Here is a 22,240-nt window from a genome sequence, read left to right as displayed (position 1 = left end):
AGGACGACGGCGACAGGCGGCCGGTGGGCCGCGAACCGCGAGCACTGTCAGGGGCGCCGCCCGCACCGTCGCACGGGCGGTACCGGTCCCGCCGTCCCAGGAAGCCGACCCGGCCTCAGCCGCGGCGGCCCCGGCCGCGGCCCTTGCGGCCCTGCTCCTGGTCGCCGTCCTCCTGCTCGTCGTAGGAACCCAGCAGTTCGTCGGCCAGTGACGGCAGGTCGTCCAGCGGGGTCTCCTCGGCCCAGTCGGGGCGGGGCCGGCGGCGCGGCGTGCCGTCGGCGTCGAGCTGGGGCATCTCACGTGTGGCCTCGAAGCCGTCCGGGCCCGTGGCCGGCCTCTCACCCCGCTCGCCGCGCTGGTCCCGCTCCTCCCGGAAGAAGCCGGGCGGCACGCGGTCCGCCGGATCGTCGTTCCGCACCGGAGGCAGGACCGCGGTCTCGTCGGCGGCGCCGGGCGCCACCGCCGGCAGCTCGGCCGTGTGCTCGGCGGACACCGGGGGCAGTACAGCCGTCTCCTCGGCGGACACCGGCGGCAGCACGGCCGTCTCGTCCGCCGCGCCCGGAGTCACCGGTGGCAGCACGGCCGTCTCGTCCGCCGGCCCGGGCTGCGCGGGTGGTTGCGGCAGCTCGGCGGTCAGCTCGGAGTCGGCGTCGAAGTTGCGGGCGTCGGCGGCGGAACCATGGGCGTCGGCGGCGTGACCGCGACGCTCGTCGCGCACCCGGCGCAGCACCGTCGTCTCGTCCGTGCCCTGCGAGTCCGCACTCCGCGCGTCCGTGCCGGCGGTGTCCGCACCCCACACGTCCGCGCCAGGGGCGTCCGTACGCCACGCGTCCGTGCCGGAAGTCCCCGCACCTCGCGCGTCCGTGCCAGCAGCACCCGTACCCCGTACGTCCGTGCTGGAAGGGCCCGTACCCCGTGCATCCGCGCCCGGCGCATCCTTGCCCAGGGACACCACCGGCGTGGGGACCGTGATCGCGTCGGCCGCCACACCCGGCGCGTTCGGCCGGGGTGCGCTGGGCCTGCGGGCCGCCGCGTCGGCCGCTGCCGCGGCCTCGGCGGCCTGCCGGCGGGCCTCCTCCGCCCGCAGCAACGCCTCCTCTGCCTTGCGCTGCGCCTCCAGGCGGCGGACCTCCTCCTCGGCGCGCAGCCGGGCCTGCCGTGCCTCTTCCTCGGCGCGGCGGCGGGCCTCTTCCTCGGCCTGCTTGCGGCGCCGCTCCTCCTCGGCCTTGCGGCGGGCTTCCTCCTCGGCGCGTGCCTTCTCCTCGGCGAGCAGCCGCTGCCGCTCCTCCTCAGCGCGCCGGCGTGCTTCCTCGGCCCGCTGCCGGGCCTCCTCCGCCTGCCGTTCCGCCTCGCGCCGCTGCGCTTCTTCCAGCTCGCGCCGCTTGCGCTCCTCCTCCTCGGCGCGCAGCTTGGCGAGCTGCTCCTGGCGCTCGCGCTCCAGCCGCTCCTCCTCGGCCTTACGGGCGGCCTCTTCCTCGGCCTTGCGGCGGGCCTCCTCCTCGGCCTTACGCCGCGCCTCCTCCTGAGCCTTGATCTCGGCCTCGGACAGGGGCAGCACGGTGTCGAGCCGGTGCCGGATCACGGTCGTGACGGACTCGGGCTCCTGTCCGGCGTCCACGACGAGGTAGCGGCCGGGGTCGGCGGCGGCCAGCGTGAGGAAGCCGGACCGCACGCGCGCGTGGAACTCCGCGGGCTCCGACTCCAGCCGGTCCGGCGCCTCGGTGAACCGCTCGCGGGCGGTCTCCGGCGAGACGTCGAGCAGGACGGTGAGGTGCGGGACCAGCCCGTCGGTGGCCCAGCGGTTGATGCGGGCGATCTCGGTGGGCGACAGATCGCGGCCGGCGCCCTGGTAGGCGACGGAGGAGTCGATGTAGCGGTCGGAGATCACCACCGCGCCGCGCTCCAGCGCGGGGCGTACGACCGTGTCGACGTGCTCGGCGCGGTCGGCCGCGTACAGCAGCGCCTCCGCGCGGTGCGACAGGCCCGCCGAGGACACGTCCAGCAGGATCGAGCGCAGCCGCTTGCCGACCGGGGTGGCGCCGGGCTCGCGGGTGAGCACGACCTCGTGGCCCTTGCCGCGGATCCACTCGGCGAGGGCCTCGGCCTGGGTGGACTTGCCGGCGCCGTCGCCGCCCTCCAGGGCGATGAAGAAGCCCTTCGCGGCCGGTTCCTGGACCGGGTCGTCGCCGCCCATCAGGGCGTCCCTGAGGTCCTGGCGCAGCGGCACCCCGGACCGGTCGTCGACCTTGGCGAGCACCAGTGCGGCCACGGGCAGCAGCAGCGCGCCGACCAGCATCAGGGTGAAGGCCGCGCCGCCGTGTGCGAAGACGAACTTGCCGTTCTCCAGCCGGTGCGGGCCGATCAGCGCCGCGACCAGGGGCGCGATCAGGGCGCCGAGCGCTATGAAGACCCGCACCACGGCGTGCAGGTGCTCGGTGGTGCGCGCCCGGCGGTAGTCCTCGGTCTCCTGGTCGAGCAGGGTGTGCCCGGTGTTGGCGGCCACACCCGCGCCGGCGCCGGCCAGCGTGACGATCAGCAGCACCGTGGTGACATCCGGGACCAAGCCGCCGACCAGCAGCGCTACCCCGGTGAAGGCGATCGCGAGGGCCAGCAGACGGCGGCGTGAGAGGGAGGGCAGCAGAGCGGGTGCCGTACGGATGCCGACGGCGACGCCGCCGGTCAGGCCCAGCACCAGCAGGCCGTACAGCACCGGGCCGCCGCCCAGGTCCTTGGCGTGCAGCACGCACACGGAGACGGCCGCCGCGATCGCGCCGGCGACCCCGGCGCAGGCCGGGACGAGCAGCGGGACGGCCCCCGTACGGCCCTTGTCGACGCCGGCGCCCGTGCGCGGGCGTCGCAGGCCCTCCAGCGGGGACCGCGCGCGCGGGGTGCGCGTGTCGGGCAGCTCCAGGTAGATCAGCACGGACAGGGAGGCGGCGAACAGGCCCGCCGCCACATACGACCCGAGGGCCGCCTGGTGCTGGTCGAACCAGGCCACGCCGGTGCCCAGCAGGTTGTTCAGCAGGGCGGCGACGACCAGCGCGGCGGCGGCCAGCGGGACAGCGAGGAAGGTCGTCCGCAGCGAGAGGCGGCGCAGGGCGTCCAGGTGGTCCGGCAGCGGTCGTACCGTCGCGCCCTCCGGCGGCGGGGCCGGCAGCAGGGCGGGGGCGGCGCTCTCCCGGCACACCGTCCACAGCCGCTCGGCGACACCGGTGACGAAGGCGGTGACCAGCAGGACGGCGAGCGCGTCGTCCGGGGTCCAGTCGATCCACAGGGGCGCGACGATCAGCAGCGCGGCGCGCACGCCGTCGGCGCCGACCATCGTCCAGCGGCGGTCGAGGGGGCCTTCCGGAGCAGTGAGCGAGCTGAGCGGGCCGAGGAGGACCGCGCCGAAGAGCAGCGCCGCGAGGACGCGAGCGGCGAAGACCGTCGCCACTGCGAACGCGACGCCTCGGTAGCCACCTCCGAACGCCCCCTCGGCGATCGCCGCCTGGAGTACCAGGAGGACCAGCACCAGCAGGGAGAGGGTGTCGCCGACACCGCTCACCAGTTGCGCGCTCCACAGGCGCCGCAACTGGGGGCGGCGCAGCAGGGAACGGACGGCGCGCTCGCGGGAATCCGCGACCAGGGCGTCGTCCGGTGCTGTGGGGTGGGCCGTTGGCTGCTCGGCTCGCGTCATGCGTTCAGCCTATCCGCAGGCGCTGACAGCACACCTCGCGCGTCCGCACGGGCGCAGGCGCTGACCGCGCATCCGGCGTGTGCGGACGGGCGCAGGCGCTGACAGCACATCCGGCGTGTGCGGACGTGCGTACGCCCCGGCACACCGAAGTGTCGCCGGGGCGTACGTTTCGCGAAGCCGCGGGCCGCGAGCCGACGGGGCGTCAGTCCTCCGCGCCGGAAGCCGTCGCCTTGGACGCCGTCGTCTTCTTCGCAGTGGTCTTCTTGGCGGTCGTCTTCTTCGCGGCAGCCGTCGTCTTCTTCGCGGCCGTCTTCTTGGCGGCGGTCTTCTTCGCCGGCGCGGTCTTCTTGGCCACCGCCTTCTTCGCGGTCTTCTTGGCCGGGCCCTTCGCGCGCTTCTCGGCGAGCAGTTCGAAGCCACGTTCCGGAGTGATCGTTTCGACGCTGTCACCCGAGCGGAGGGTGGCGTTGGTCTCGCCGTCGGTGACGTACGGGCCGAAGCGGCCGTCCTTGACCACGACCGGCTTGCCGGAGACCGGGTCCTCGCCCAGCTCCTTCAGCGGCGGCTTGGCCGCGGCCCGGCCACGCTGCTTCGGCTGGGCGTAGATGGCCTGCGCCTCCTCCAGCGTGATCGTGAAGAGCTGGTCCTCGGACTGCAGCGAGCGCGAGTCCGTGCCCTTCTTCAGGTACGGGCCGTACCGGCCGTTCTGCGCCGTGATCTCCACACCCTCGGCATCGGTGCCGACGATCCGCGGCAGCGACATCAGCCGCAGCGCGTCCTCGAGCGTGACCGTGTCGAGCGCCATGGACTTGAAGAGGGAGGCTGTCCGCGGCTTGACCGCGTTCTTGCCTGTCTTCGGCGTGCCCTCGGGGAGGATCTCCGTCACGTACGGGCCGTAGCGGCCGTCCTTGGCGACGATCGTGTGGCCGGTGGCCGGGTCGGTGCCCAGCTCGAAGTCGCCGCTGGGCTTGGCCAGCAGCTCCTCGGCCAGCTCGACGCTCAGCTCGTCGGGCGCCAGGTCGTCGGGGATGTCGGCGCGCTGGTGCTGCTCGCTGTCCTTCTCGCCGCGCTCGATGTACGGCCCGTAGCGGCCGACGCGGAGCACGATCTGGTTGCCCACCGGGAACGACGACACCTCGCGCGCGTCGATCGCGCCCAGGTCGGTCACCAGCTCCTTGAGGCCGCCGAGGTGGTCCCCGTCGCCGTTGCCGGCCTCCGCGGCGCTGCCGACGCCGTCGTGGCCCTCGCCGAAGTAGAAGCGCTTCAGCCACGGAACGGCCTTGGCCTCCCCCGCCGCGATGCGGTCGAGGTCGTCCTCCATCTTGGCGGTGAAGTCGTAGTCGACGAGCCGCCCGAAGTGCTTCTCCAGCAGGTTCACGACGGCGAACGACAGGAAGGACGGGACGAGTGCCGTGCCCTTCTTGAAGACGTAGCCGCGGTCGAGGATCGTGCCGATGATCGACGCGTACGTCGACGGGCGGCCGATCTCGCGCTCTTCCAGCTCCTTGACCAGGGAGGCCTCGGTGTAGCGGGCCGGGGGCTTGGTGGCGTGGCCGTCGACCGTGATCTCCTCGGCGGACAGCGCGTCGCCCTCGGCGACCTGCGGCAGCCGGCGCTCGCGGTCGTCCAGCTCCGCGTTCGGGTCGTCGGCACCCTCGACATAGGCCTTCAGGAAGCCGTGGAAGGTGATCGTCTTGCCGGACGCGCTGAACTCGACGTCCCGGCCGTCGGCGGCGGCGCCACCGATCTTCACGGTGACGGAGTTACCGGTCGCGTCCTTCATCTGGGAGGCGACGGTCCGCTTCCAGATCAGCTCGTAGAGCTTGAACTGGTCGCCGGTCAGACCAGTCTCCGCGGGCGTGCGGAAACGATCACCCGACGGACGGATCGCCTCGTGCGCCTCCTGCGCGTTCTTGACCTTGGCGGCGTAGGTGCGCGGCTGCGGCGGCAGGTAGTCGGCGCCGTACAGCTGCGTGACCTGCGCGCGGGCCGCCGCGATCGCCGTGTCGCTCAGCGTCGTGGAGTCCGTACGCATGTACGTGATGTAGCCGTTCTCGTACAGCTTCTGCGCGATCTGCATGGTCGCCTTCGCGCCGAAGCCGAGCTTGCGGCTCGCCTCCTGCTGCAGCGTCGTCGTACGGAACGGGGCGTACGGCGAGCGGCGGTACGGCTTGGACTCGACGGAGCGCACGGAGAAGCGGGTGTTCTCCAGGGCTGCGGCGAGGGCGCGGGCGGTCGCCTCGTCGAGATGGAGGGTGTTCGCGCTCTTGATCTGTCCGAGGGAGTCGAAGTCGCGGCCCTGCGCGACCCGCCTGCCGTCGACGGTCTGCAGACGGGCGATCAGAGACGACGGGTCCGACGAGTCTCCCGCGCGGCCGGTCGCGAAGGTGCCCGTCAGGTCCCAGTACTCGGCAGAACGAAAAGCCATGCGCTCGCGTTCCCGCTCCACCACGAGCCGGGTGGCGACGGACTGCACGCGGCCGGCCGACAGCCGGGGCATGACCTTCTTCCACAGCACCGGGGAGACCTCGTAGCCGTAGAGGCGGTCGAGGATGCGGCGGGTCTCCTGGGCGTCGACCAGCTTCTGGTTGAGCTGGCGCGGGTTGGCGACGGCCTCGCGGATCGCGTCCTTGGTGATCTCGTGGAAGACCATCCGCTTGACGGGGATCTTCGGCTTGAGGACCTCCTGGAGGTGCCAGGCGATCGCCTCGCCCTCCCGGTCCTCATCGGTGGCGAGGAACAGCTCGTCGGATTCCTTCAGCAGGTCCTTGAGCTTCTTGACCTGGGCCTTCTTGTCGGCGTTGACCACATAGATCGGCTGGAAGTCGTGTTCGACGTCCACACCGAGGCGGCGGACCTCGCCGGTGTACTTCTCCGGCACCTCCGCGGCGCCGTTGGGAAGGTCGCGGATGTGCCCGACGCTCGCCTCGACGATGTAGCCGGGGCCGAGGTAGCCCTTGATCGTCTTCGCCTTGGCAGGCGACTCGACGATGACGAGTCGGCGGCCGCCCTGTGCGGTCTCGCTGGTCGGGGACAACTTGGCTCTTCTCTCCGGTCGACGCTGGGGCCTCCCCAGGCCTTCGTCCCGGGGTCGCGGCGTACTACTGGCTCGTGTGACGCTGCGGAGTGTGACGCTACATCCCGCCCCCGTGTCAAACGGGAAAAGCCCACAACGGCCACTCGAACGGTAACCCGACTACCGCCATTCCTGCCGCCCGGAGTGCCGCGCAGCCCGTGCGCTCCTGTCCGGAGCATGACACTCCCCTTACCCCGGGAACACGGCTCCGGCCGTCGTCACAGGCGCGTCAGGCAGTACACACCGAGGGCCAGAGCAGCCGCCCCGGCCACGCTCGCAAAGGTGGCCGATGCGACCCGACTCACACCGTGGGCCACCGGTTCCCCGCGCCGCACGCGCGTCCCGGTCCAGGCCACCAGAGCCGCTCCGAACAGGGCGAACACCAATCCCGCGAAGATCGCCGGCCCGCTCTCCATCGCCCGTCCACCCTTCCCTGTCGTCCGCCCCGCCCAGCGCCCGGAGGGTGCCACGCGCGGGAGACCGGGAAGCGACATCAGGGTGAACGGAAGGCCGCGGAGCTGCCGAACATGTGTTCGGAAAACATGGACTCGAATCCGGCGCGCATATTTTTTCCGGCCGATTTCCGCTCACCGCTCCCCGTGCGGGCCCGCACCGTGGTCGCCGCCGTTCGCCGCCGTCCGTCCCGGGCACCGTCCCGCCCGCATCCGCCGAAGCTCGTGCCGCCACCGAAGGCCGGCCCCATCACCTCTGCGCCCGATCACCTCTACGGCGGCAGAGGGACCCGGGGTACGGCACCTGTCCGGCGCCGCCCCCTCATCCCGCGCTCCCGCCCGCAGGCGCCCCGCTCAGCGCGCCGGCTCCAGGAAGCCCTGCTCCACCAGCAGCCGGATCTGTGCGGGCGTCCGGTCGCGGAGCAGCACGGGGTCCTCGCCGACGAGCTGCGCGATGGCGTCCAGGATCCGGCCCGCGCTCAGCGTGCCGTCGCACACGCCCGCGAACCCGGCACCGACCGTGTCCACCTTCGTCGCCCGGCGCATCCCGCGGTGCTGACGCAGCACCACGTGCTCCGGGTCCTCGGCGCCGGGCAGACCGACCTGCTCCTGGACCACCTCGGCGACGAGCTTGAAGTGGCCGTCCAGCAGCGCCGCGTCGTCGCTGCCCCGGAGATAGTCGAGGCGCTCGAAGTGCGCCCGGATCGTCTCCCCGAGGGGCTGCTCGACCGGGTGCGGCCACTCCTCCACCGTGACGGAGGGTTCGGCGGCCCCGGTCCGGCGCAGCGTGATCCAGCCGAAGCCGACCGCCTTGACCTTGCGCGCCTCGAACTCGTCGAGCCAGGCGTCGTACCGCGCCTGGTACTCCGCCGGGTCCCCGCGATGGTCCCCGGCGTCCCTCAGCCACAGCTCGGCGTACTGCGTGACGTCCTGCACCTCGCGCTGCACGATCCAGGCATCGCACCCGCGCGGCACCCATGACCTGAGTCTGTCCTGCCAGTCCTCCCCCGCCACGTGCTGCCAGTTCGCGAGGAACTGCGCGAACCCGCCCTCGTTCAGCCGTTCCCCCGCCTGCTGAACGAGCGAGCGGCACAGATCGTCCCCGCCCATGCCACCGTCCCGGTACGTCAGCCGGGCGCCCGGAGAGATCACGAACGGCGGGTTGGACACGATCAGGTCGAAGGTCTCGTCGTCCCGGACGGGCCCGAACAGCGACCCCTCGCGCAGATCGGCGGTGGGTGCGCCGGAGAGCGCCAGCGTGAGCGCCGTGATGTGCAGCGCGCGCGGGTTGACGTCGGTCGCCGTCACGCGCGTGGCGTGCTGGGCGGCGTGCAGCGCCTGGATGCCGGAGCCTGTGCCGAGGTCCAGGGCGGAGGAGACGGGCGTACGCACGGTGATGCCGGCAAGGGTGGTGGAGGCGCCGCCGACGCCCAGGACGACACCCTCGTCGCGCTGCCCGATGCCACCGGCGCCGCCGACCGCGCAGCCGAGGTCGGAGACGATGAACCAGTCCTCACCGCCGGGACCGCCGTAGGGCCGTACGTCCACGGTCGCGGCCACCTCGTCGCCGCCCACGCGCGTGAGCCAGCCGGCCTCCAGCGCCTCCTCGACCGGCAGAACGGCCGCCACGCGCGCGTGGGGCACCGGTTGCTGGAGCAGGAACAGCCGTACCAGCGTCTCCAGCGGCGTGTCGCCACGGGTCGCCCGCAGGGCGGGCACGGTCTCGCTGCGGGCCAGCGCCGCGTAGGCGGGAGCACCGAGCAGGTCGAGCAGCCCGTCGGCGGAGAAGGAGGCGGCCAGCAGCGCGTCCCGCAGGCGCGCGGCGATGTCCGGCCGGTCGGATGCGGGCAGGGGGGCGAGTCCGGAGTCAGTCACGCCCCCATTGTGGCCCGCGGGGCCGCTCGGAGGCGGCCTGAGCGGACCCGTCGGCCGGGCCGTAGGAACCTGGCCGTCGGACGACCGTTGCAGGGGGCGCGGGCCGAACGGACTCGGCCTGGCTCAGCCCTGCGTGGAACCGGCCGTCGCGCCCGCCGAAGGCGCGGCCGAGGACACGCCGGACTCGGCCGGGCTCAGCCCTGGGCGGAACCGGCCGTCGCGCCCGCCGAAGGCGCGGCCGAGGACGCCACCTTCCTGCAGCTGGCCTGCTCGGCGATGGCGTCCTTGACCTCGCCCTGCTGCAGGTTCTTCAGCGCCTCGACGCCGCTCTTGTGCTGCTTCTCCAGCTCCGTCATCTGCGTGGCGACATCGCGCAGACCGGCGGCGAACTTCCCCTGGTCCTTGGTGTTCAGCCCGTCGACCTGCTTCTTCAGGCCGGCGTAGGAGTCGGCGAGGCTGTTGAGGTTCTTCACCACGTCCTGCTGCCGCTTTGCACCGCCCTCGACGCCGGGAGGCGTGCCGGCACCGCTGATGGCGGCGGCGATCGCCTTGTAGCCGTCGGCCATGTCCTGGAAGGCCTGCGAGTCCGTCTTCTGCAGCGTCTCGGGCTTGGCGGTGTCGGCGGCCGTCGTGCTGATCGCCGCGTTCGCCGCCTTGATCTTCGCGTCCTGCGCGGGCACCGCATCGCACACCGTCTTGGCCCAGGCCACCAGCTTGGGGTCGGGCCCCTTGTCCTCGCTGCTACTGCTGCTGCTGCTGCTGCAGCCCGACAACGCCACTACCAGTACCGCACCGCCGGACAGTGCGGCCGCGAGCTTCTTGTTCACCGGATCGGTCCCTTCCATGGCTCTCGGCCCCCGGAATCTACACGGCGAACGGACTCGCCCCCTCGCCTAATGGCCTACAAGTCCGATTTTGTGAACTTTCGCACCATGGGAGAGAAGGCTCACGACGGGGGCAGGCGCACACAAGGAAGCGGGCAGGCGGCACGTCAGTACGCGCCGCCCGCCCGCCTGTTGACCAGGCCTTGTCGACCAGTCCTACGAAACCACCGCCGCGTCGGGCGAGTTGGTGACCCGCTCGGCGCTCTCCTCGTCCCCGACGGCGATCCCGCGCCGCTTGGAGACGTACACCGAGACGACGATCACCAGCAGCGCGAGGATCGCGATCCCGATCCGCAGGCCGAGGTTCTTGTCGTTGCCGTAGGAGAACTTGATCACTGCCGGTGCGATGAGCAGCGAGACCAGGTTCATGACCTTCAGCAGCGGGTTGATCGCCGGTCCGGCGGTGTCCTTGAAGGGGTCGCCGACCGTGTCGCCGATCACCGTGGCCGCGTGGGCCTCACTGCCCTTGCCTCCGTGGTGACCGTCCTCCACCAGCTTCTTGGCGTTGTCCCAGGCGCCACCGGAGTTGGCCAGGAACACCGCCATCAGCGTGCCCGCGCCGATCGCTCCGGCGAGGTAGGAGCCGAGCGCGCCGACGCCGAGGGTGAAGCCGATGAAGATCGGCGCCATGACGGCGAGCAGACCCGGCGTGGCCAGCTCCCGCAGGGCGTCCTTGGTGCAGATGTCGACGACCTTGCCGTACTCGGGCTTCTCGGTGAAGTCCATGATCCCGGGCTTCTCGCGGAACTGCCGCCGCACCTCGAAGACCACCGAACCCGCCGACCGGGACACGGCGTTGATGGCCAGTCCGGAGAACAGGAAGACGACCGCGGCGCCCGCGATGAGGCCGACGAGGTTGTTGGGCTGCGAGATGTCCATCGACAGGCTCATCGGCGAACCCGGCCCGGTCAGCTTCGCGCCGACCTCCTGCACGTTGGTGGTGATCGCGTCGCGGTACGAACCGAACAGCGCCGACGCCGCGAGGACGGCGGTGGCGATCGCGATGCCCTTGGTGATGGCCTTGGTGGTGTTGCCGACCGCGTCCAGGTTGGTGAGCACCTGGGCGCCCGCGCCCTGGACGTCGCCGGACATCTCGGCGATGCCCTGCGCGTTGTCGGAGACCGGCCCGAAGGTGTCCATGGCGACGATCACGCCGACCGTGGTGAGCAGGCCGGTGCCGGCCAGCGCCACCGCGAACAGCGCCAGCATGATCGACGTACCGCCGAGCAGGAACGCGCCGTACACGCTGAGTCCGATGAGCAGCGCGGTGTAGACGGCCGACTCCAGGCCGACGGAGATGCCGGCGAGGACGACCGTGGCGGGACCTGTGAGGGACGTCTTGCCGATGTCCCGGACCGGGCGGCGGCTGGTCTCGGTGAAGTAGCCGGTCAGCTGCTGGATGACCGCGGCGAGCAGGATGCCGATGGCCACCGCGACCAGCGCGAGGATCCGCGGGTCGCCGTCCTTGCTCCTGATCGCCGCGTCGGTGACACCGTCCAGGGCGGAGTACGTCGACGGCAGGTAGACGAAGACCGCGACCGCGACCAGCGCCAGGGAGATCACCGCGGAGATGAAGAAACCGCGGTTGATCGCCGTCATGCCGCTGCGGTCGGTGCGCCGCGGGGCGACAGCGAAGATGCCGATCATCGCCGTGATCACGCCGATGGCGGGTACCAGCAGCGGGAACGCCAGACCGGAGTCGCCGAATGCGGCCTTGCCGAGGATCAGCGCGGCCACCAGGGTCACGGCGTACGACTCGAAGAGGTCGGCCGCCATGCCCGCGCAGTCGCCGACGTTGTCGCCCACGTTGTCGGCGATGGTCGCGGCATTGCGCGGGTCGTCTTCCGGAATGCCCTGTTCGACCTTGCCGACCAGGTCGGCGCCGACGTCGGCGGCCTTGGTGAAGATGCCGCCGCCCACACGCATGAACATGGCGATCAGGGCGGCGCCGAGGCCGAAGCCCTCGAGCACCTTCGGAGCATCGGCCGCGTACACCAGCACCACACAGGAGGCGCCCAGCAGGCCGAGGCCCACCGTGAACATGCCGACGACGCCGCCCGTGCGAAATGCGATCTTCATTGCGGTGTGCGAGACGGTGGTGAGATCTTTTTGCGGTTCACCTTCCGCTGGAGTGGCTTCCCGGGCCGCCGCGGCGACCCGCACATTGCTGCGCACGGCGAGCCACATGCCGATATAGCCGGTGGCCGCCGAGAACACCGCTCCGATCAGGAAGAACACAGACCGTCCGGCACGTTGGTTCCAGTCGTCTGCGGGCAGCAGCATGAGCAGGAAGAACACGACGACGGCGAATACGCCGAGCGTGCGCAACTGCCGGGCGAGATACGCCTTGGCGCCTTCCTGGACCGCCTCGGCGATCCGTTTCATGCTGTCGGTGCCCTCGCCGGCCGCCAGCACCTGACGCACCAGGATCCCGGCGACCACCAGAGCGGCCAGGGCGACCGCCGCGATGACGGCCACGATGATCCGATTGTCGTCGGTCAGGACCGCGGCTGCGAGGGATGTGGGGTGACCCGACTGATAGGGGGTAGAAAGCCCCGCCATTCGTCCTCCTTGACGCTTGGGCTGAGCTCAAGATGTGGACGGATTGTAGGTAGCCGCGAGTGATCTAAACAGGGGACGGTAAACGGAATCAGCCTTCTCGTGCTCTTCAGCAAATGATCGGGGGGCGCCACAGAACCCGAAAGAGGTAATGCCTCAAAGGCATTGACGGTCGAATTGGCGCTTGATCAAATTATCAGGCTATTGATCGTGAATTCCTTCACGAATTCGCGAGGGCCTCCGTAAATACGACAAAGGCCCTGCTCAGCAGGGCCCTTGCGAAGAGTGCGCGAAGACTGCGCGCCGGCTCAGACGAGTGCCGTGGCCGACGGAGTGGTCGGCCAGGTCATGCGGATCAGGCCACCGTTCGGCCCGGTGCTGACCTCCACGTCGTCGACGAGGCCGCTGATGACCGCGAGGCCCATCTCGTCCTCCTCGACCTCGGCGTCGCCGTCCTGTCCGGCGCCGGGCGTGTCGCCCGGAGTGGCGTGCGGGGCCTCGTCGCCGACCTCGATGGAGAACTGTTTCTCCTCTTCGATCAGCGCCACCTTCACAGGCTCCGTGACACCGCTGAGCTGGTGCAGCCCGACGGCGCGGGAGCATGCCTCGCCCACGGCGAGCCGGACCTCGTCCAGGACGGCCTCGTCCACTCCGGCCCTGCGCGCCACCGCTGCCGCCACCAGCCGGGCGGTCCTGACGTGCTCGGGCAGCGCGCTGAAGCGGAGTTCGACGGTGGCCATGCATCCCCCTCGCGACTACGGGCGTGCGGTCGGGGGCGGGGCCGCCGAGCGCCCGCACCCCCTGGTGTAGTTCTGTGCCCGGCACCGGTCACGGCCCGGACGGGACCGTCCGGCGGCCGGGCCCCCGCGGGAGCCCGGCGCCGGCGAGCGGTCCGTCGTCAGTCGGTGGCCGCCACCGCTTCCTCGACCGAGGTGTGGATCGGGAACACCTTGGTGAGGCCGGTGATGCGGAAGATCTTGAGAATGCGCTCCTGGTTGCAGACCAGGCGCAACGAGCCCTCGTGGGCACGCACTCGCTTCAGGCCGCCGACCAGCACGCCGAGCCCGGTGGAGTCGAGGAAGTCCACGCCCTCCATGTCGACGACGAGATGGAAATTGCCGTCGTTCACCAGCTCGACCAGCTGCTCGCGCAGCTTGGGCGCGGTGTATACATCGATTTCGCCACCGACCTCGACGACCGTACGATCGCCGACGGTACGGGTCGACAGGGACAGGTCCACGGATCCTCCAGCACCTTGCTATCGAGCGGTCGCCCCTCGGGCACCTCGGCTTGCGGCCCCCGGGACGCATCGCCAGCCGCGATGGCATTCAATCACTTACCGGCAGGCGTGCACGACGCCTTGGCTCCATTGTCCGTCACGCCGGTGACACACTCGGTGCCGATGGCCAAGAATCACCGACCCGATCGATCCCAGGCGAACCCGGCGTTCCGCCCGTCCCCGGGCACCGTTCTGGACCGGCTCGCCTCCGGGCCGAGCCGGTCTGCGCGCATCACTCATACGGAGCACTTGCCCCCCCGCACGGGCCGCCATGCCGTCTGGCCTGATCGGATTCGGTCCGAAGTGATCGCAGCCGTGCAGGCATGCGGCATCGAGCACCCCTGGGCGCACCAGGCACTGGCCGCCGAGCACGCCTTGGACGGCGACTCGGTGGTCGTCGCCACCGGCACCGCCTCCGGAAAGTCCCTCGCCTACCTCGTCCCCGTCCTGTCCACCCTTCTGGACGGCTCCGAGGCCCCGAACGGCCGCGGCACCACCGCCCTCTACCTGGCCCCCACCAAGGCGCTTGCGGCGGACCAGTGCCGTTCGGTGAAGGAACTTTCACAACCTCTCGGCACGTCCGTACGGCCGGCCGTGTACGACGGCGACACTCCGTTCGAGGAACGCGAGTGGATCCGCCAGTACGCCAACTACGTCCTCACCAACCCGGACATGCTGCACCGCGGGATACTCCCGTCCCACCCGCGCTGGTCCTCCTTCCTGAAGTCGCTCGAGTACGTCGTCATCGACGAGTGCCACACCTACCGCGGTGTCTTCGGCTCGCACGTCGCCCAGGTGCTGCGCCGCCTGCGCCGCCTGTGCGCCCGGTACGGCTCCTCCCCGGTGTTCCTGCTGGCCTCGGCGACATCCGCCGAGCCCGCGGTCGCCGCCCGCCGGCTGACCGGCCTGCCGGTCGTGGAGGTCGCCGACGACGCCTCCCCGCGCGGGGAACTCGTCTTCGCCCTCTGGGAGCCCCCGCTCACCGAACTGCAGGGCGAGAAGGGTGCACCCGTTCGGCGTACCGCCACCGCCGAGACCGCCGACCTGCTGACCGACCTGACCGTGCAGGGCGTCCGCTCGGTCGCCTTCGTACGCTCCCGGCGAGGCGCCGAGCTGATCTCGGTGATCGCCCAGGAGAAACTCGCCGAGGTCGACCGCTCCCTGGTCCGGCGTGTCGCGGCCTACCGCGGCGGCTACCTCCCCGAGGAACGCCGCGCCCTGGAACGCGCCCTGCACTCCGGGGAACTCCTCGGCCTCGCCGCCACGACGGCCCTGGAACTGGGTGTGGACGTCTCCGGCCTGGACGCGGTCGTGATCGCCGGCTACCCCGGCACGCGGGCCTCCCTGTGGCAGCAGGCGGGCCGCGCGGGCCGCTCCGGCCAGGGTGCCCTCGCGGTCCTGGTCGCCCGCGACGACCCGTTGGACACCTTCCTCGTCCACCATCCCGAGGCCCTGTTCGACCAACCGGTGGAATCGACGGTCCTGGACCCCGACAACCCGTACGTCCTCGCCCCGCACCTCTGTGCCGCCGCCGCGGAGATCCCGCTGACCGAGGAGGACCTGGACCTCTTCGGTCCCGCCTGTGCGGACGTGCTGCCGCAGCTGGAGGCCGCGAAGCTGCTGCGCCGGCGGACGCGGGCCTGGCACTGGACGCGCCGGGAGCGGGCCGCCGACCTCACCGACATCCGCGGGACCGGCGGGCGTCCGGTGCAGGTCGTGGAAGCCGACACGGGCCGCCTGCTCGGCACGGTCGACGCGGCCGCCGCGCACTCCACGGTCCACGAGGGCGCGGTCCATCTGCACCAGGGCCGCACCTACCTGGTGCGCCGGCTGGACCTGGAGGACTCGGTGGCCCTGGTCGAGCAGGCCGACCCGCCGTACTCGACGGTCGCCCGTGACACCACGTCCATCTCCGTCCTGGAGACGGACACCGAGATCCCTTGGGGTGCCGGCCGCCTGTGCTACGGCTCCGTCGAGGTCACCAACCAGGTGGTCTCCTTCCTCCGCAGACGCCTCATCACCGGTGAGGTCCTGGGTGAGACGAAACTCGACCTCCCTCCTCGTACCCTGCGCACGCGCGCGGTGTGGTGGACGGTCACCGAGGACCAGTTGGACGAGGCCCGGATCATCCCGGAGATCCTCGGCGGCTCCCTGCACGCCGCCGAGCACGCCTCGATCGGCATGCTGCCCCTCTTCGCGACCTGCGACCGCTGGGACATCGGCGGCGTCTCCGTGCCCCTGCACCCCGACACGCTCCTCCCGACGGTCTTCGTCTACGACGGCCATCCCGGCGGCGCGGGCTTCGCCGAGCGCGCCTTCCACACCGCCCGCGCCTGGCTCGCCGCCACCCGTGAGGCCATCGCCTCCTGCGAGTGCGAGGCGGGCTGCCCGTCCTGCATCCAGTCCCCCAAGTGCGGCAACGGCAACGACCCGCTGCACAAGAGGGGCGCGGTACGGCTCCTCACGGTGCTGTTGCGGGGCGCACCGCAGGAGAAGCCGGAGGACCGGCCGGCGGAGGAGTCGGATCCGGGGCGGGCGGAATCGGCTCCGGGGCGGGCGCCTCGTCCTTGAGCGGCGGCACCACGGGCCCTGCCGGCCCTGCTCTCGCCCGCACCTCCGCCACGAACGGCCCTCTTCCGGCGGCCGCCGTCACCTCGGAGGTCTCGCCCACGATCGCGCAGCGCACCATCCGCACGCCCTGGGCCGCCGCCAGCTCCTCGGCCCGGGCGCAGGCCGCCGCGACGCCCTCTGCCCAGTGGTCCGCCGCCGCGAGCGCCGCGAGATCCGCGCCCCCGGCCGCCCGGTGCCGGACGACGACGGCCTGCCCGAGGGCGAGCACGGCGCCGAACACCACGCACAGCACGGCGATGGCCCCCAGACTCCAGATGGTGGCCGACCCCCGGTCGGTGCCCGGCCCCCGCTCCGGGCCCCGCCGCCTGCCATCCCGCGCCTTCTCGTGACACCCACGGCCGGCCTGTGGTCGCCGGTCGGAACGCCTCCGGCCGTCCTCCAGCTCACTCCGACTCCTCGAAGCCGGCCAGTCCTCCGAGTCGCTCCGAGGCCTCACGGCCGGCTTCCCCTCCGGTTCGCCCCGGCGCCGCACGGGCCCGCCTGCCCGTCTTCGAGTCCGACTGCTCGCCGACCCGCCCAGGCGCCCCACGGCCCCTCCTCCGTCGCTCTCAGGCGCCGCAGAGCCCCGCCTGCCACCCGACTCGCCCCAGCGCCTCACGGCCCCTCCTCCGTCGCTCTCAGGCGCCGCGGAGCCCCACCTGCCACCCGACTCACCCAGGTGCCTCATGGACCGCCTCCCTCAGCCCCCACCGTGTCCTCGGCGAGCGCCACGGCCTCCTCCCGCACCTCGAACGGCAGCCCGCTCAGCACCGGCGGTCTGGCCACCACCGTGACCCGGACCCGGTCACCCTGGCGCGCGAGGGTCACCCGCGCTCCACGCGGCGCCGCCTCCCGGGCCACCGCCACCACGGCATCGGCCGGATCCTGCCGGGCCGCGGCCCGGGCGCCCGCGCGGGCGGCGTCCACGCACTGGATCTGCGCCGCCACCACGAGCAGCCCCCAGACCAGCGACATGGTGAACGCCACCAGCACGGACAGCACCACGGCCGCCTCCGCGGTCACGAACCCGCGGTCCCCGTCCCGCCGGTCACATGCGCGCACTGAGGGCCTTCTTCACGATGGCCTGCAGTTCCGCCCGGACCTGGCCGCTGGTGACGACCTCGTAGAGCAGCAACGCGAACCCGACGGCCGCGATGATGCCCATCGCGTACTCGGACGTCACCATTCCGGCGTCCTGACGGCATGCCCTGCGCAGCCGCAGCGCCGCTTCCCTGATCTTCCTGCACATATCAACCCCCGTGAGGTTTAGGTCTGTTGTCGATTCCGGCACTTACCTGCCGTCTGCCTGCTGGTCTGCTCCCGTCCGCCTCACCTCCCTCCGATCACCCCGCCTGCCAGTCCGATCACGACGGGCAGCACACCGAGCGCGATGAAGGCGGGCAGGAAACACAGTCCGACCGGCGCGGAGATGAGCACGGCCGCCCGCCGCGCCCGGACCGTCGCGGTACGGGCCCACTCCGCACGCGCGTCCGAGGCGAGGCGGGCCACCGGGCCGGCCGCGGGCAGCCCGGACTCGTCGGCCCGCTCCAGCAGCCGTGCCAGGGCGGCGGCGCCCGGCAGCGCGGCCAAGCTCCGCCAGGCGTCCGCCGGTTCACCGCCGAGCCGGGTCTCCGCCGTACCCCGCGCGAGCGCATGCCCGACGGGTCCGCCGAGGGCCTCTCCCACCGCGTGGGCGGCGGTCACCGGTGCGGCACCGGCTGCGATGCAGGCGGCCAGCAGGTCGGCGGCCAGCGGGAGCTGGCGCGCCGCCTCGGCGGTGTCGACCACCGCCGCCTCCCCCGCCGGAGCCTGGCGACTCCGCCACCAGCCCAGCGCCGCGCCCGTACCAAGCCCCAGCAGAACCCCGGTGAGCCCGCCGACCAGCACCCATGCGCCGAGGGCCGCACCGGCCGGCGGCAACCACCGCCGCACGGCGCCGGGAACCGTGAACAGAGCCCTGGCCACGGGCACTTCGAGGCCCAACAGCTCGGCCACCCGGCGCCGCGCCCGACGCCGTCGCCGCGCCAGATCCAGCCGCCGGACACCCCAGCCGAGAACCAGCACCACGATCCCGGCCATCCCCAGCCTGTGGACGACTTCCCCGCTCATACCCGCTGCCCTTTCCGCATCATTCGGACTGTCCGCCACATCACGACCACACCGACCACCACACCGACCACCACATCGACGCCCCTCGCCCGCACCGACGCCTCGCCCCTCCGCCGCCCACGCCGTCACCCCCTGCGCCCGCGCCCCACCACCGCTCACACCCCCTCCGCCGCCCGCACGATCCGCACGGCCCACCACATCCCCGCACCCTCGAACACCGCCCCGGCCACCAGGCAGCCGAGCCCGGCCCCGCTGTGCAGCAGGACCCGCAGCGGATCGGCCCCCATGGCCGCGCCGAGGAGCAGGCCGAGGGCGGGCAGCGCGGCGAGCAGGACCGCGGTGGCGCGGGCGCCCGCCAGCTGGGCGCGCAGATCGGCACGCTGGTCCCGCTCGGCACGCAGGGCTCCGTCCAGCCGGTCCAGTCCGGCGGCGAGTCCGGCGCCCTGGTCCACGGCGACCCGCCAGCACGCGGCGAGCCCGAGCAGGCCCTCTGCGCCCGGCTGCCGGGCCGCCGCGGCAAGCGCGCCGGACACGTCTCCGCCGAACCGCGCCGCCGCGACCACGGCCGCCTGCGCGTCACCGAGTCCGTCCGAGTCCCGCGCGGCCTGCAGCAGCGCCTCACCGGGCTGCCGTCCCGCACGCACCTCCCCGGCGAGCGCCCCGCACAGGGCGATCACCGCGTCCGTCCGCCGTTCCCGGGTGTGCCGGGCCCGCCGGGTCAGCCGCATCCGCCGCAGCACCGGTACTCCGGCCGCCCCCGCGGCAACCGGAATCACCGAGGCGCCCAGCAGGCCGATCACCAGTCCGGCGACGAGCACCCACCATTCGGCTCCGCAGCGCCCGCGCACCCGCCGCAGTTCGGCGAGAGCGTGCTCCCAGGCAGGCGGCCCGGGTACCACCGCTCCACCGCCGGCGAGCAGCAGCCGTGCCCGCCGCATCCCGTAGTGCCGCCCGCCCAGCAGCCAGACCATCGCGCCGAGACAGAGCAGCGCGGCTCCCGTCGACGTCTCACCGCTCACTTCGTTCACCTCTCCCACTCGTCTCCGGGCCCGTCGGCCGCACCGAGCAGTTGCCGCAACCGCTCCCACCCCTGCTCCGGCACGAACGCCCGCTCGCCCCACCGCAGAGCCGGCACCGTCCGCACCAGCCCGTCGGCGGCCCGCTCCAGGACATGCACCTCGGCGATCCGGCGCCGCCCGGACCGGTCACGTACGAGATGCACCACCACGCAGAGGGCAGCCGCCAACTGGCTGTGCAGCGCGGCCCGGTCCAGCCCGGCGGCCGTGGCCAGCGCCTCGAGCCGAGCCGGTACATCCGCGGCGGCATTGGCGTGAACCGTGCAACAGCCGCCCTCGTGGCCCGTGTTGAGGGCAGCGAGCAGATGCACGACCTCGGGCCCGCGCACCTCGCCCACGACGAGCCTGTCCGGCCTCATTCGCAGGGCCTGCCGCACGAGGTCCTCCAGGGTGACCAGGCCGGCGCCCTCCTGGTTGGCGGGCCGGGTCTCCAGCCGGACGACGTGCGGGTGGTCCGGTCGCAGCTCGGCCGAGTCCTCGGCGAGCACGATCCGCTCGCCCGGTCCGACGAGCCCCAGCAGGGCGCTGAGCAGGGTCGTCTTGCCACTTCCGGTGCCACCGCTGACGAGGAAGGACAGCCGGGCCGTGACAAGCGCCCGTAGGATCCGGTCGCCGCCGGGCGGCACTGTGCCGGCTGCGACCAGTTCCTCGACGGTGAAGGCCCTGGGCCGTACCACCCGCAGGGCCAGGCAGGTGCAGCCGACGGCGACCGGGGGCAGCACCGCGTGCAGCCGGGTACCGTCGGGCAGCCGGGCGTCCGCCCACGGCCGGGCGTCGTCCAGCCGGCGTCCGGCCACGGCGGCCAGCCGCTGCGCGAGGCGTCGTACGGCCGCCGCGTCGGGGAAGGTGACCGGGGTCAGCTCCAGACCGCCGCCGCGGTCCACCCACACCCGGTCCGGGGCGGAGACCAGGACGTCGGTCACCTCCGGGTCGGCGAGCAGCGGTTCCAGGGGGCCGGTGCCGACGAGTTCGGACCGCAGGTGCTCCGCCGCGCCGAGGACTTCGGCGTCGCCGAGCACCCGGCCCTGTTCGCGCAGGGCCTGGGCCACGCGCGCGGGGGTGGGTTCGGCGCCGCTCTCGGCGAGCCAGCGGCGGACGCCGTCGAGCAGGGCCGCGCCGTCGGTCCGGTCGAGGCCGGGCAGGGTCATCGCGCGCCTCCCGCCTCGACCAGCGCGCGCTCCCAGAAGTTCAGGCAGAAGCGGGCGAGCGGGCCGCGACCGGTGCCGGCCGGTGGTTTGGCGCCGCCCAGGGGCCGCAGCAGCGGCAGTTCGACGGGCACCTCGCCGGCCAGCGGCAAGCCGAGCAGCCGTGCCACCTCCTGGTCGTCGAGGCCGGGGGCGTACGGCCCGCGGACCGCCACCCGCAGGTCGCGCACGACCATGCCGACGGCGGAGGCGACCCGCCCGGCGGCGGCGACCGCGCGCAGTTCGGCGGGGACGACGAGCAGGGCCAGGTCGAGCTGGGCGAGGGCTTCGGCGACTCCGTCGTCCAGACGGCGGGGCAGGTCGACCACGACGGTGCCGCCGCGCCGCCGGGCGGCGGCCAGCACCGCACGCACCGCCGGGGCCGGAACGGCCACACAGTCGCCGCGGTCCCAGCTGAGCACGCGAAGGGAGTGCAGTCGGGGCAGCGACTCCTCCAGGGCGCCGCCGCCCACCCGGCCACGGGAGGCGGCGAAGGCCGGCCAGCGCAGACCTTCGGCACTCTCGCCGCCGAGGAGTACGTCGAGTCCGCCGCCGAGCGGATCGGCGTCCACCAGGAGAGTGCGCAGCCCCTCACGCGCCGAGGTGACGGCGAGCGCGCACGCGAGCGTGGACGCGCCGGCTCCGCCCCGTCCGCCGATCACTCCGACGGTGAGAGCGGGGCGGCCGATCCCCTCGGCGACGTCGGCGATGCGGTCGACCAGCCACTGCTCGCCGTCGGGGAGCATCAGGACGTGGTCGGCGCCGATCTCGACGGCTCGTTTCCACACCCCCGAGTCGTCCTGATCCCGGCCGATCAGCACCACCCCGGGCCGGCGCGCTGCCCCGCGCACCCGGGGAACGGCGTCGTCACCGACCAGCACGAGCGGGGCGGCCTGCCAGTCGTCCCCGGATTCCGGTACGCCGTGACGGACCTCGGGTGTGGCTCCCGCCGCGGCGCACAGGCGCAGCAGATCGTCCAGGATCACGGCGTCCTCGGTCACGATGAGCGGCCGTCCGGGCCGGTCTCCGGTGCCGGGCGGCGGGTCGTGGGTGACGGTTCCGGTCACGGGTGTTCCCCCTTCGCTGCGTGGGCCGCGCAGACCCTGCGGCCCCGCGATTCCCAAAGATGTGAAGAACCGGCAAGCGGCTTCCATATGAACGGCCGATAGGAACCGGCCATACGCGCTTCGGCAATCGGAACCGGCCATGAACTCGCCGGCCGGAGCGCGCTGGAATCACGGTGCAGCGATCCGCGAAATAATGTGGATCTTGGTTGAAAACTGTGGACAAGCCAGGCCCTGTGAATATCTCCGTCACCCATACCGGTGACCCTGTACTCATCCGCGTGCGACTTCCGCAGAGCAGTCCTCTGATTACGCAAGGTAATCAATCATGGGCATGACGAGACGCAGCCCGCTGCGGCGCTCAGCCGGCCGCAGGGCCGTGTGAGGAGTAAG

General features: G+C 72.6%; 16 protein-coding genes. 1 reads left to right on the top strand and 15 read right to left on the bottom strand.

All coding sequences use genetic code 11. The annotated features are described in order from the left end of the window. Window positions 1–115: 115 nt before the first annotated feature. The 8 genes from tmk to bldG form a co-directional block, all read right to left on the bottom strand. Window positions 116–3,679, bottom strand: a complete 3,564-nt coding sequence (gene tmk / locus ACZ4SF_RS30725; RefSeq protein ID WP_468390712.1) for a dTMP kinase — start codon at window positions 3,677–3,679, stop codon at window positions 116–118. A gap of 202 nt (window positions 3,680–3,881) precedes the next feature. Beyond that, the gene (gene topA, locus ACZ4SF_RS30720) at window positions 3,882–6,716 is read right to left on the bottom strand and encodes a type I DNA topoisomerase (RefSeq protein WP_468390709.1); all 2,835 of its coding nucleotides are present in this window, start codon (window positions 6,714–6,716) and stop codon (window positions 3,882–3,884) included. Window positions 6,717–6,973: 257 nt separating this feature from the next. Then, window positions 6,974–7,171, bottom strand: a complete 198-nt coding sequence (locus ACZ4SF_RS30715; RefSeq protein WP_468390706.1) for a hypothetical protein — start codon at window positions 7,169–7,171, stop codon at window positions 6,974–6,976. A 390-nt stretch (window positions 7,172–7,561) separates the two neighbouring features. Continuing rightward, window positions 7,562–9,082 (bottom strand): DUF7059 domain-containing protein, encoded by a 1,521-nt coding sequence (locus tag ACZ4SF_RS30710; RefSeq protein ID WP_468390703.1) that lies wholly within the window; start codon window positions 9,080–9,082, stop codon window positions 7,562–7,564. Window positions 9,083–9,276: 194 nt separating this feature from the next. Beyond that, a complete protein-coding gene (locus ACZ4SF_RS30705) occupies window positions 9,277–9,927 on the bottom strand; it encodes a small secreted protein (RefSeq protein ID WP_468390700.1) in 651 nt (216 codons plus the stop codon). A gap of 195 nt (window positions 9,928–10,122) precedes the next feature. Beyond that, window positions 10,123–12,528: a sodium-translocating pyrophosphatase gene (locus tag ACZ4SF_RS30700; protein ID WP_468390697.1), complete on the bottom strand. Its 2,406-nt coding sequence runs from the start codon at window positions 12,526–12,528 to the stop codon at window positions 10,123–10,125. Between the two features lie 305 nt (window positions 12,529–12,833). Beyond that, complete coding sequence (locus tag ACZ4SF_RS30695; RefSeq protein ID WP_468390694.1) at window positions 12,834–13,265, bottom strand: ATP-binding protein; 432 nt, start codon at window positions 13,263–13,265, stop codon at window positions 12,834–12,836. Window positions 13,266–13,423: 158 nt separating this feature from the next. Next, window positions 13,424–13,765, bottom strand: coding sequence for an anti-sigma factor antagonist BldG (gene bldG, locus ACZ4SF_RS30690; RefSeq protein ID WP_010986038.1), 342 nt, complete (start codon window positions 13,763–13,765; stop codon window positions 13,424–13,426). An 81-nt stretch (window positions 13,766–13,846) separates the two neighbouring features. Here bldG and ACZ4SF_RS30685 point away from each other — a divergent pair, with 81 nt between their 5' ends. Then, entirely contained in the window at window positions 13,847–16,375 is a 2,529-nt protein-coding gene (locus ACZ4SF_RS30685; RefSeq protein WP_468390691.1) for a DEAD/DEAH box helicase, read from the top strand. Here ACZ4SF_RS30685 and ACZ4SF_RS30680 read toward each other — a convergent pair. The 7 genes from ACZ4SF_RS30680 to ssd form a co-directional block, all read right to left on the bottom strand. Continuing rightward, window positions 16,266–16,691, bottom strand: coding sequence for an Rv3654c family TadE-like protein (locus tag ACZ4SF_RS30680; protein WP_468390960.1), 426 nt, complete (start codon window positions 16,689–16,691; stop codon window positions 16,266–16,268). The genes ACZ4SF_RS30685 and ACZ4SF_RS30680 overlap by 110 nt on opposite strands. A gap of 407 nt (window positions 16,692–17,098) precedes the next feature. Continuing rightward, the gene (locus ACZ4SF_RS30675; RefSeq protein WP_468390957.1) at window positions 17,099–17,437 is read right to left on the bottom strand and encodes a TadE family type IV pilus minor pilin; all 339 of its coding nucleotides are present in this window, start codon (window positions 17,435–17,437) and stop codon (window positions 17,099–17,101) included. 25 nt (window positions 17,438–17,462) lie between these two features. After that, window positions 17,463–17,663 carry a DUF4244 domain-containing protein gene (locus ACZ4SF_RS30670; protein WP_468390688.1) on the bottom strand — a complete coding sequence of 67 codons (201 nt, stop codon included), beginning with the start codon at window positions 17,661–17,663 and terminating at the stop codon, window positions 17,463–17,465. 80 nt (window positions 17,664–17,743) lie between these two features. Beyond that, window positions 17,744–18,523, bottom strand: coding sequence for a type II secretion system F family protein (locus ACZ4SF_RS30665; protein WP_468390685.1), 780 nt, complete (start codon window positions 18,521–18,523; stop codon window positions 17,744–17,746). 155 nt (window positions 18,524–18,678) lie between these two features. Beyond that, window positions 18,679–19,494 (bottom strand): type II secretion system F family protein, encoded by an 816-nt coding sequence (locus tag ACZ4SF_RS30660; RefSeq protein WP_468390954.1) that lies wholly within the window; start codon window positions 19,492–19,494, stop codon window positions 18,679–18,681. A 53-nt stretch (window positions 19,495–19,547) separates the two neighbouring features. Continuing rightward, a complete protein-coding gene (locus tag ACZ4SF_RS30655; RefSeq protein WP_468390682.1) occupies window positions 19,548–20,747 on the bottom strand; it encodes a TadA family conjugal transfer-associated ATPase in 1,200 nt (399 codons plus the stop codon). Continuing rightward, entirely contained in the window at window positions 20,744–21,850 is a 1,107-nt protein-coding gene (ssd, locus tag ACZ4SF_RS30650) for a septum site-determining protein Ssd (RefSeq protein ID WP_468390679.1), read from the bottom strand. The genes ACZ4SF_RS30655 and ssd overlap by 4 nt, the downstream gene beginning before the upstream one ends. Window positions 21,851–22,240 lie beyond the last annotated feature (390 nt).

The sequence above is a fragment of the Streptomyces sp. NPDC027663 genome (genome assembly GCF_055566415.1).
Note: the sequence above shows the minus strand (reverse complement) of the source record. Positions and strands in the feature narration are given on the sequence as shown.

Bases quoted from the DNA above. Each gene is read 5' to 3' on its own strand.
- ACZ4SF_RS30700 (WP_468390697.1), bottom strand. From the start codon at position 12,528: ATGGCGGGGCTTTCTACCCCCTATCAGTCGGGTCACCCCACATCCCTC.
- ACZ4SF_RS30655 (WP_468390682.1), bottom strand. From the start codon at position 20,747: ATGACCCTGCCCGGCCTCGACCGGACCGACGGCGCGGCCCTGCTCGAC.
- ACZ4SF_RS30685 (WP_468390691.1), top strand. From the start codon at position 13,847: ATGGCATTCAATCACTTACCGGCAGGCGTGCACGACGCCTTGGCTCCA.
- ACZ4SF_RS30665 (WP_468390685.1), bottom strand. From the start codon at position 18,523: ATGAGCGGGGAAGTCGTCCACAGGCTGGGGATGGCCGGGATCGTGGTG.
- ACZ4SF_RS30705 (WP_468390700.1), bottom strand. From the start codon at position 9,927: ATGGAAGGGACCGATCCGGTGAACAAGAAGCTCGCGGCCGCACTGTCC.
- ACZ4SF_RS30715 (WP_468390706.1), bottom strand. From the start codon at position 7,171: ATGGAGAGCGGGCCGGCGATCTTCGCGGGATTGGTGTTCGCCCTGTTC.
- ACZ4SF_RS30660 (WP_468390954.1), bottom strand. From the start codon at position 19,494: ATGGTCTGGCTGCTGGGCGGGCGGCACTACGGGATGCGGCGGGCACGG.
- ACZ4SF_RS30695 (WP_468390694.1), bottom strand. From the start codon at position 13,265: ATGGCCACCGTCGAACTCCGCTTCAGCGCGCTGCCCGAGCACGTCAGG.
- tmk (WP_468390712.1), bottom strand. From the start codon at position 3,679: ATGACGCGAGCCGAGCAGCCAACGGCCCACCCCACAGCACCGGACGAC.
- ACZ4SF_RS30670 (WP_468390688.1), bottom strand. From the start codon at position 17,663: ATGTGCAGGAAGATCAGGGAAGCGGCGCTGCGGCTGCGCAGGGCATGC.